Genomic DNA, 1,097 nt, shown 5'->3' on the forward strand with positions numbered 1-1,097 from the left:
TCGGAAATGGCAAAGGAAAAATTCGAGCGGACTAAGCCGCACGTGAACGTCGGCACCATCGGTCACGTTGACCATGGCAAGACCACCCTGACGGCTGCTATCGCAACGGTTCTGTCGTCGAAGTTCGGCGGCGTGGCCAAGAAGTACGACGAAATCGACGCGGCGCCGGAAGAAAAGGCACGCGGTATTACGATCAACACGGCACACATCGAGTACGAAACGGCTAACCGCCACTACGCACACGTTGACTGCCCGGGCCACGCCGACTACGTCAAGAACATGATTACCGGTGCAGCCCAGATGGACGGCGCTATCCTGGTTTGCTCGGCAGCTGACGGCCCGATGCCGCAAACGCGTGAGCACATCCTGCTGGCCCGTCAGGTTGGTGTGCCGTACATCATCGTGTTCCTGAACAAGTGCGACATGGTCGACGACGCCGAGCTGCTTGAGCTCGTCGAGATGGAAGTTCGCGAGCTTCTGACGAAGTACGACTTCCCGGGCGACGATCTGCCGATCATCAAGGGTTCGGCCAAGCTGGCGCTGGAAGGCGACAAGGGCGAACTGGGCGAGCAAGCGATCATGTCGCTGGCTGAAGCGCTGGACACGTACATCCCGACGCCGGAGCGCGCAGTGGATGGCACGTTCCTGATGCCGGTGGAAGACGTGTTCTCGATCTCGGGTCGCGGCACGGTGGTGACGGGTCGTATCGAGCGCGGCATCATCAAGGTCGGCGAAGAAATCGAAATCGTCGGTATCGCGCTGGATGGCGACAAGCCGAAGATCGACAAGACGACCTGCACGGGCGTTGAAATGTTCCGCAAGCTGCTCGACCAAGGTCAGGCAGGCGATAACGTCGGTATTCTGCTGCGCAGCACGAAGCGTGAAGAGGTTCAGCGTGGTCAGGTTCTGGCCAAGCCGGGCACGATCAAGCCGCACCGCAAGTTCTCGGGCGAGGTGTACATTCTGTCGAAGGATGAAGGTGGTCGTCACACCCCGTTCTTCAACAACTACCGCCCGCAGTTCTATTTCCGTACGACGGACGTGACGGGCTCGATCGCGCTGCCGGCCGACAAGGAAATGGTTATGCCTGGCGATAA

The 1,097-nt window shown here is 59.7% G+C and carries 1 protein-coding gene; it reads left to right on the top strand.

From position 1 onward, the window contains the following. Positions 1-6 precede the first annotated feature (6 nt). On the top strand, positions 7-1,097 hold a 1,091-nt coding region (tuf, locus tag ACIPHM_RS24605; protein WP_400334319.1), incomplete at its 3' end, for an elongation factor Tu.

It is taken from the genome of Pandoraea sp. NPDC087047, assembly GCF_044745225.1.
Taxonomy (GTDB): domain Bacteria; phylum Pseudomonadota; class Gammaproteobacteria; order Burkholderiales; family Burkholderiaceae; genus Pandoraea.